This window comes from Nostoc sp. FACHB-888 (assembly GCF_014696655.1).
Classification (GTDB): domain Bacteria; phylum Cyanobacteriota; class Cyanobacteriia; order Cyanobacteriales; family Nostocaceae; genus Nostoc.
This window is the reverse complement of the sequence record NZ_JACJQM010000209.1, coordinates 1-6,853: the sequence shown is the minus strand read 5'-3', so window position 1 is coordinate 6,853 and position 6,853 is coordinate 1. Positions and strand designations below refer to the sequence as shown.

Sequence of the window (6,853 nt, the reverse complement as noted above, 5' to 3'; positions counted from 1 at the left end):
AATTTATAACTATGAGTTAAATTTAGCAATTCCAAAATGCAAACCCTTGACTATAACATAAAAGTAATTTTGCAAGAGGTCTATTAAGAATTATTGAGAGCAAAGTTGCTGATTGGAAAAGATAAAAATTACACTGTCTCAGAATAGCGTGCAGTTAAAGCAATTGCTGCTTGACGGTGCTTATCTACTAATACAGAAGGTGTAGATCAAGATTCCCTTGCATTGATACTGCCAAACGACCAATTACTTTCTGAAAACGGGGACGCATAATCTGCGACTCTCTCCCATCCCCATTTATAAGCAGTGTCAACATCAGAGAATTGGGAAACTGGCGTAATTGTCACGGTTTCTTGCAAACCTTCAAATGCTTTCACTGGCTGAAAAACCGCAAGTGTAAAACTTAAAATAAAGGAATTAACAGCCAAAAAGCTCTTTAACACTCCTCTTTAACACTCACTTCACAATTAAATTACTTTTTTTTCTCCAGCATTTTACCAAGTTTTATAACTTGTTGTATCTATCAAACAGCATAGCTTTTAATGTATATTCTACTAATTTTCATATCTCGTTTGATAGATACGATTTTTTGGAATTTTAGGTAATGTAACTCACTAAAAGCCCCTTTTTAGCTGATTGGTTCCATTGCCGTTACTAAATTATGTTTGATTCGGGCCGATTTGAAGAAAAGCAACGTTATCACTTGTTACTTGAGGTTTCATGAAATTAATCAAAAAATCGAGGCACTTTTTAATTGGATGTGTTTTGATATTAAGTATTACTCAAACCGCTAATTCACAACAGCCACAAAAACAAAAAATTGAGCGAGTGGAGGGTTACTTAGCAACACCGCAAAAAATTGAATTTCAGGAATCTCTTTTGCAACAGTTGCAATTACCTCCTGGATTTGAAATTAGTGTATTTGCGAAAGACTTAGGTAATCCTCGTAACTTAGCGATCGCTCCTAATGGTACAGTCTACGTTACTCGTCGTGAACAAGGTGATGTCATTGCGCTTTTAGGTACTAACCAAGATGGACGAGCCAAGGAAATACGTACCGTAGCTAAAGGTTTAAAATTTGTTAACGGTATCACAATTCATCAAAATAGGCTTTACTTTGTCACCAATACGCACCTATATGCTGTGGACTTGCGATCGGACGGTACAGAGGGCAAATTGGAAACTCTCATTTCTGATTTACCTGATGCTGGACAACACCCGAACCGTACCATTGCCTTTGGGCCTGATGGGATGCTTTACATTTCCGTAGGGAGTACCTGTAACGCTTGTGATGAACCAAATCCAGAACACGCCACACTCTTACAGGCGCGACCAAACGGTAGTAATCGCTCCATCTATGCAAAAGGTTTACGAAATACTATTGGTTTTGCTTGGCATCCCCAAACACGCGAGCTTTGGGGATTAGACCACGGTTCAGATTGGCGAGGAAATGATCAACCACTAGAAGAATTGAACCGCATTGTAAAAGATGCAAACTATGGTTGGCCTTTTTGTTGGGGTGATAAGCGTCCTGATGTATATTTATCTGCCGAACCTCAAGGAACAACCAAGAAAGAATACTGTGCTAAAACTCAAGCGCCAGTTCTAACTTACACAGCCCACAGTGCGCCTTTAGCAATGAAATTCTACACTGCAAAACAATTTCCCCAAGAGTATCAAGGTGATGCTTTTGTAACTATGCGGGGTTCTTGGAACCGCAATCCACCCGTGGGGTACAAAGTTGTGCGGATTCGTTACGAAAACGGCAAACCTGTGAAATTTGAAGATTTTGTGACTGGCTTTTTGACTAAAGACAGAACTGCACAGTTCGGTAGACCTGTTGGTTTAGCGATCGCACCAGATGGTTCACTGCTATTTACTGATGATACCAATGGAGTGATTTATCGTGTTTCCCACACTGCTAAATAGAGTAATCATCTGACCGCAGCAAACTTGGGTTTAGGACTCACATCAAATTAAAAACTTGGTAGCTTTTATTCAGGAGGGGTCTGAATACCCAATAGAGATAATATCGTGTCCGGTTAAAGACTTATAATTTAGACCGCAGTTCTTGCTGGGGGAGAGTTCAAATACCAAATTTTTTCCCTCTGCTTCTTCACCTGAAGCTTGTGAGAAATGCGGGTATAGCGGGCAGTTAGAACAGGGAAATTCTGCTACGTTGTTGGTTAAAATTCAGTTTCAGGTGAAGAAGTCAAAGCAGTTGATGAAGGTGAAAGTTCCACCGCACCCATACCAAATACTGAAAAATGGTCGTATCAGGCGATTGTTGCTTTTGTCAAATACGCGACCGGAGCGGATGCAGAAACTGAAAGTTGCTCTTAATTTGGGGCAAAATCCGGGTTTTGAGTATTTGCTCTCGTGTTGGGATGATCCAGCGTTGCAGATTGTGATCAAGAAGTTGCTGGCGAAGTATCCGCAGTGGGGGGTTGCGTGTGAAGTCATGGTAGAAGTTCAGTAAGGGTGATCGCTCTCTACCCTGGTCAGGCTGAAATAGGACGTAGAGTTAGCAGGACCCCCAGATAGTAAAGGTCATTCCTGGACTCTGTATGTTGACAAACATCGTTTGACTATCGAAGGGAAAGCAGACCCCGCCCAACATCACCCTCTTCTAAAAGCCTTTTGGATCAGAATTAGAAGCATTCCAATTCCTACAAACACAAGTGCTAAAATGTGACTTGCCCCAGAAGCAAAAGCAAACAAAACGAGATTGAGCAGTAACGCGATCGCCGGAACTATATAGGGAACCTGAAACCCGTTAGTTTCAACTTCTCGGCGTTTGATGAGTAGCAACGAAAGATTGACAAGACAAAACATTGCCAGAATCAAGGTGGCAGTGGTTCCTGCTAAAACTTGCAGTGTTCCAGAAAGCGCCAAAAAAATGGCAATTGGTAAAATGACCAGCAGCGTTCGATAAGGCGTGGCTCTGCGTGGATGTAATTTCCCTAACCAAGCACTTAGCAGTCCTTCACGCGACATCCCATACAACAGCCGTGATGCGGTGACAAAATTTAACAGTGCCGTATTGAGTACGGCAAATAGAGCAATAATTGTAAAAATGACCTGGGGAAAATTGGGCTGCGCTCGACGAACTACATCGAGTAACGGAGCATTTGAAGCAGCAAGCTCGGAGGGATTGAGTACCCCAATAGCAAGCCAGGAAACGAGTATGTAGACTGCGCCCGCGATCGTCAAGGACAGTAAAATTGCCCTTGGTACGTTACGTTCAGGATTTTTAACTTCTTCGGCGACATTAACAATATCTTCAAATCCAATAAAGGCATAGAAAGCCAGTGCTGCTCCCTGAATCACTGCGTTCCAACCTATGGCTGGCTCATTAGCGGCAGCAGCAGGATTAGCTGCACCACCTCCGCTCAAAAACAAGGTTGAAACCAAAATCACAATCAAAAGGCCGGAAACCTCAATAGATGTGCAAAAAATATTGAGAGCCGAGGACTCCTTCATACCTCTGAAATTGACAAAAGCCAGTACTGAGAAAAGCACCAGAATAATTAGCCAAGCTGGAATTGCTGGTACAAAAGCGTTGAAATAGCCAGCAAATGCTTTCGAGAGCGTCGCCATAGAAACCAAGCATGTACAAAACATTAACCAGCCGACTAATATTGAGAGCCAATCGGTGCGAAATGCCTTGTGGACAAAGTAGGCTACTCCACCGCTTTGTGGAAATCGGCTGCCAAGTTCTGCGTAACTTAAAGCAGTGAATGCCGCCACAATCATAGCAGTCAAAAACGAAGCCCAAACCAAAGTGCCGGAAAGTCCGGCAATTTTTCCAATTACCGCATAAATTCCCGCACCCAAAATGTCACCCACTCCGTAAATCACTAGAGTTGGTAATCCAAAGACTCGCTTGAGTGAATCTGCTTCTAGTTCATTTGTTTTCATACAACCCCTGAGAGTTTTTTATTCAAATACTAACTTTTAAACATCTTTGTTCTAATGATGAGAGCTATTTCTTCTCGTTGTATTGTCTCATCCATCACGGCTTGGAAATCCGGGAGTAAGCCAGAAGCACAACAGACCAAGTTGGGGGTTTGAGTGGGCAAGACGGCAAAGGATTGTTTCGAGCTTTATTTTCTAACATTATGGCTAGAATCATCAGTTTTGTCTGAAAGTCTTATGTAGCAAAGATTATTGTTTTTCCTTCGGAGAGAGTGATGGAAAAGCGTTAGGTGAGGTGGATAAGCTCTTGAGGCAGAAGAAAGAAATAGAACAGTGTATTCAGGGGGGTTGCGGTAGTAAAATCTACTAAAAATTTCTCTTTACTCCCCCTGCTCCCCTCTGCCTAAGAAAGCTCATTTCACGATGATCTAACTTTTTGGCGTTGATCTCAAAAAACTCCAGGAGGGAGAGGTTGGGGCTGGATTGCTACCCAGTCAAGGGAAAATAACGAAAATCTACTACTAGGTGGTGGCAGTGGTAAAGTTGGTGAACCACCATTAATAGATTGAGCTTCAGTGTCTGTAAGTTGAATTTCTTGAAAATAGATATCTTCAATGGCTAGTTTTTTGAAGTTTGGTATCATAACTTTTTGATCAATTAATATCTGATAATTCTGATGCTGTTGGCTGTTGTTCGGATTATTGGAGTCTAAATCCGTTGCTGTACCCTCAATCTGTAAAGCTGCCTGCTGTAAAACTTTATCTTTGAAGATATCTTTTAACAATCCTTCTTCTTCTAAGGTAGGTAAACTTTCGAGGTGGGTGCGGCGTATCTTCCAAAGATAATTACCTCGGATATGAACCATCAGGTTAGCTCCCATACGTTCTTTTGTAAGTAACGCTGGGCGAGGGAAAGAGTTTCTGGCTATGCGGGTTGAATTGACACAATTAGCGGCTAAAACCACCATACCTTGCTCAGGAACTGTAATGTTTTGAACTATCTCGCCTGCACCAACTGGGTCGTTAGCAGCAACTCTTATGCCTCGGACAACTCCCTCTTGCGTTTCTAAATTTAGGACAGTAACGTTTGGTACTAAAAATAGATAGCGATTTTGATCATTATTGTTTGACCTTCCTACATCCTCCCGAATCGCACTCAACAGACCAGGTAGACTGCTATATTTATCTGGACTAAACAATCCAGATAATTCAGATTCAACTTTGACTGCGATCGGCGGTTGAAGCACACGATCAATTGAATAACTATCTGCTGGGATGTTGAATGGAGTTAATTTACGAGAGCGTTTGAGTAAAGCTTCGTAAAGTCCACCATAGATAAAGTCCTCCTCTTTGCCACGCGAATCAATATCGTAATCTGCGCCAATTTCTTGAGTGATAAAATTATAGCCTTGTTCGCTCTTCAAGAATGCAGAGACTGAGTTTGGCCACTGAACCAAATCAGCAGTAGTCAAGGAAGGAGACCAACCACCCCAAAAAAGACCTTTCCCACCAACACAACGATGATGAGGTCGGAATTTTCCGGCAAAATCGCGTCCAAATGGAACTCCTTGTCCCTCTGATGTACCATTTACGTTAATGATTCGATATTGTCCTTCAGGTAAAAGACTGGCAAGGGGTAATTCATAAAGTCCTCCTAATCCCAAGGGTAGGTTTTGGAAATGTTCATGAATCAGAAATGGGCCTTCTTGAAGAACTAAGATTCTAGGGCGCGGACGACCAGACCCAAAATTCTTTGTTTTGTTATATATATCGGTTGCAAAATATGCGCCATACATTCCCGATCCAACTACAATAACGTCAAAGCCACCTGGTACGGCTGCTAAAGCTTCATCTAGCGTATTGCAAACAAATCTGGAAAGGGCATCACGATTGAATGATGTATCCTGAATACCACCTGGTGCTATTACAGGTTCACCTGATGGATTAAGAAGTTTAGCTAATTTTTGTAATGGCATATTGATTATTAGATTGACAACTTGAAATCTATGAAAGCAGTCTTTATAAGAAAAACTACGATGCTATCTACCTCCATTTTTTGATTCTGAGTCACACAATAGACACGTTTATTGGAATAAATTTTGAGCCTGATTTTATCTTGAAATATATTCAAGAGATGAGAACTTACGTTCAATACGTCAAGTCGCTTTGCTCGAATTAAAGACTCAAAATCAGGGTTCCACTTAACTGTCTTATCTGGTGATTTTTAGCTATTTATGCAGATTTAAAAAAAATCATCGATTTGTTTATGGACAGAATTTATGTGTTCTGGGGGGCTTTTTGCATGAATCGAAAAAAGATACACCAATACTTGATTGGAGCGGTATATTAGTCTGCTATTTTGTAGATGCTCGGCTTACCTAACTGCATCATGTGGTTAAGCTTCAATTTCACAATGAACTGAATATAATTCTTTTGCCTGAATCATCTTCGGTTCTTATAAAACACAAGATATATAAAAGCGGTTCTTTTTTTTATCCATAACACTGAAGTTCCCCTATTAATAAAGAGAAGGGTTTGATGAATTGTACTATTTACAATCTTTATAAAGCTACAAATCCACAAATATAGATTCCAGAAAATACTACCAGCTTTTTAGCTAGATATTTGATGTTTTTATACTCTGTAAAAATAAAAATAACTTCTGTTGAAGTAGACAATTTTACTAATCAGGAAAATCCTTAGATAAAATAAGGATTTTCCTTAGTCTCATATTCACGTTTTTGATTAACTGTTACCCATACCAATGATTTTTTAGACAGGAATTTCTAAATACTCAGACACTCCGCGACCCAGGGCAAACGCATCTAAATATTGACGAGCCTGAATCAGTATGAAATACACCAAGACTCAAACTACATAAGGCTTTGAGGAAATTAAATCTCACTCAATATTAAAATGATAATCATTGTGAGGGGGAG

The 6,853-nt window shown here is 40.6% G+C and carries 5 protein-coding genes; 2 read left to right on the top strand and 3 right to left on the bottom strand.

Annotated elements, in window-relative coordinates; genetic code table 11:
- Positions 1 to 206: 206 nt before the first annotated feature.
- A complete protein-coding gene (locus H6G26_RS36760; protein ID WP_190736418.1) occupies positions 207 to 425 on the bottom strand; it encodes a hypothetical protein in 219 nt (72 codons plus the stop codon).
- A gap of 292 nt (positions 426 to 717) precedes the next feature.
- Here H6G26_RS36760 and H6G26_RS36755 point away from each other — a divergent pair, with 292 nt between their 5' ends.
- Both H6G26_RS36755 and H6G26_RS36750 read left to right on the top strand, forming a co-directional pair.
- Positions 718 to 1,926 (top strand): sorbosone dehydrogenase family protein, encoded by a 1,209-nt coding sequence (locus H6G26_RS36755; RefSeq protein ID WP_190736416.1) that lies wholly within the window; start codon positions 718 to 720, stop codon positions 1,924 to 1,926.
- A gap of 274 nt (positions 1,927 to 2,200) precedes the next feature.
- A complete protein-coding gene (locus H6G26_RS36750) occupies positions 2,201 to 2,476 on the top strand; it encodes a hypothetical protein (RefSeq protein ID WP_190736420.1) in 276 nt (91 codons plus the stop codon).
- Positions 2,477 to 2,616: 140 nt separating this feature from the next.
- On the opposite strand, the gene H6G26_RS36745 is transcribed toward H6G26_RS36750, so the two are convergent.
- Together H6G26_RS36745 and H6G26_RS36740 are read right to left on the bottom strand one after the other, a co-directional pair.
- The gene (locus tag H6G26_RS36745) at positions 2,617 to 3,918 is read right to left on the bottom strand and encodes an amino acid permease (RefSeq protein WP_190736415.1); all 1,302 of its coding nucleotides are present in this window, start codon (positions 3,916 to 3,918) and stop codon (positions 2,617 to 2,619) included.
- Between the two features lie 445 nt (positions 3,919 to 4,363).
- Positions 4,364 to 5,890: a hypothetical protein gene (locus H6G26_RS36740; protein WP_190736413.1), complete on the bottom strand. Its 1,527-nt coding sequence runs from the start codon at positions 5,888 to 5,890 to the stop codon at positions 4,364 to 4,366.
- Between the last annotated feature and the right edge of the window lie 963 nt (positions 5,891 to 6,853).

Coding starts and splice junctions, on each gene's coding strand:
- H6G26_RS36755 (WP_190736416.1), top strand. CDS start 718: ATGAAATTAATCAAAAAATCGAGGCACTTTTTAATTGGATGTGTTTTG.
- H6G26_RS36745 (WP_190736415.1), bottom strand. CDS start 3,918: ATGAAAACAAATGAACTAGAAGCAGATTCACTCAAGCGAGTCTTTGGA.
- H6G26_RS36740 (WP_190736413.1), bottom strand. CDS start 5,890: ATGCCATTACAAAAATTAGCTAAACTTCTTAATCCATCAGGTGAACCT.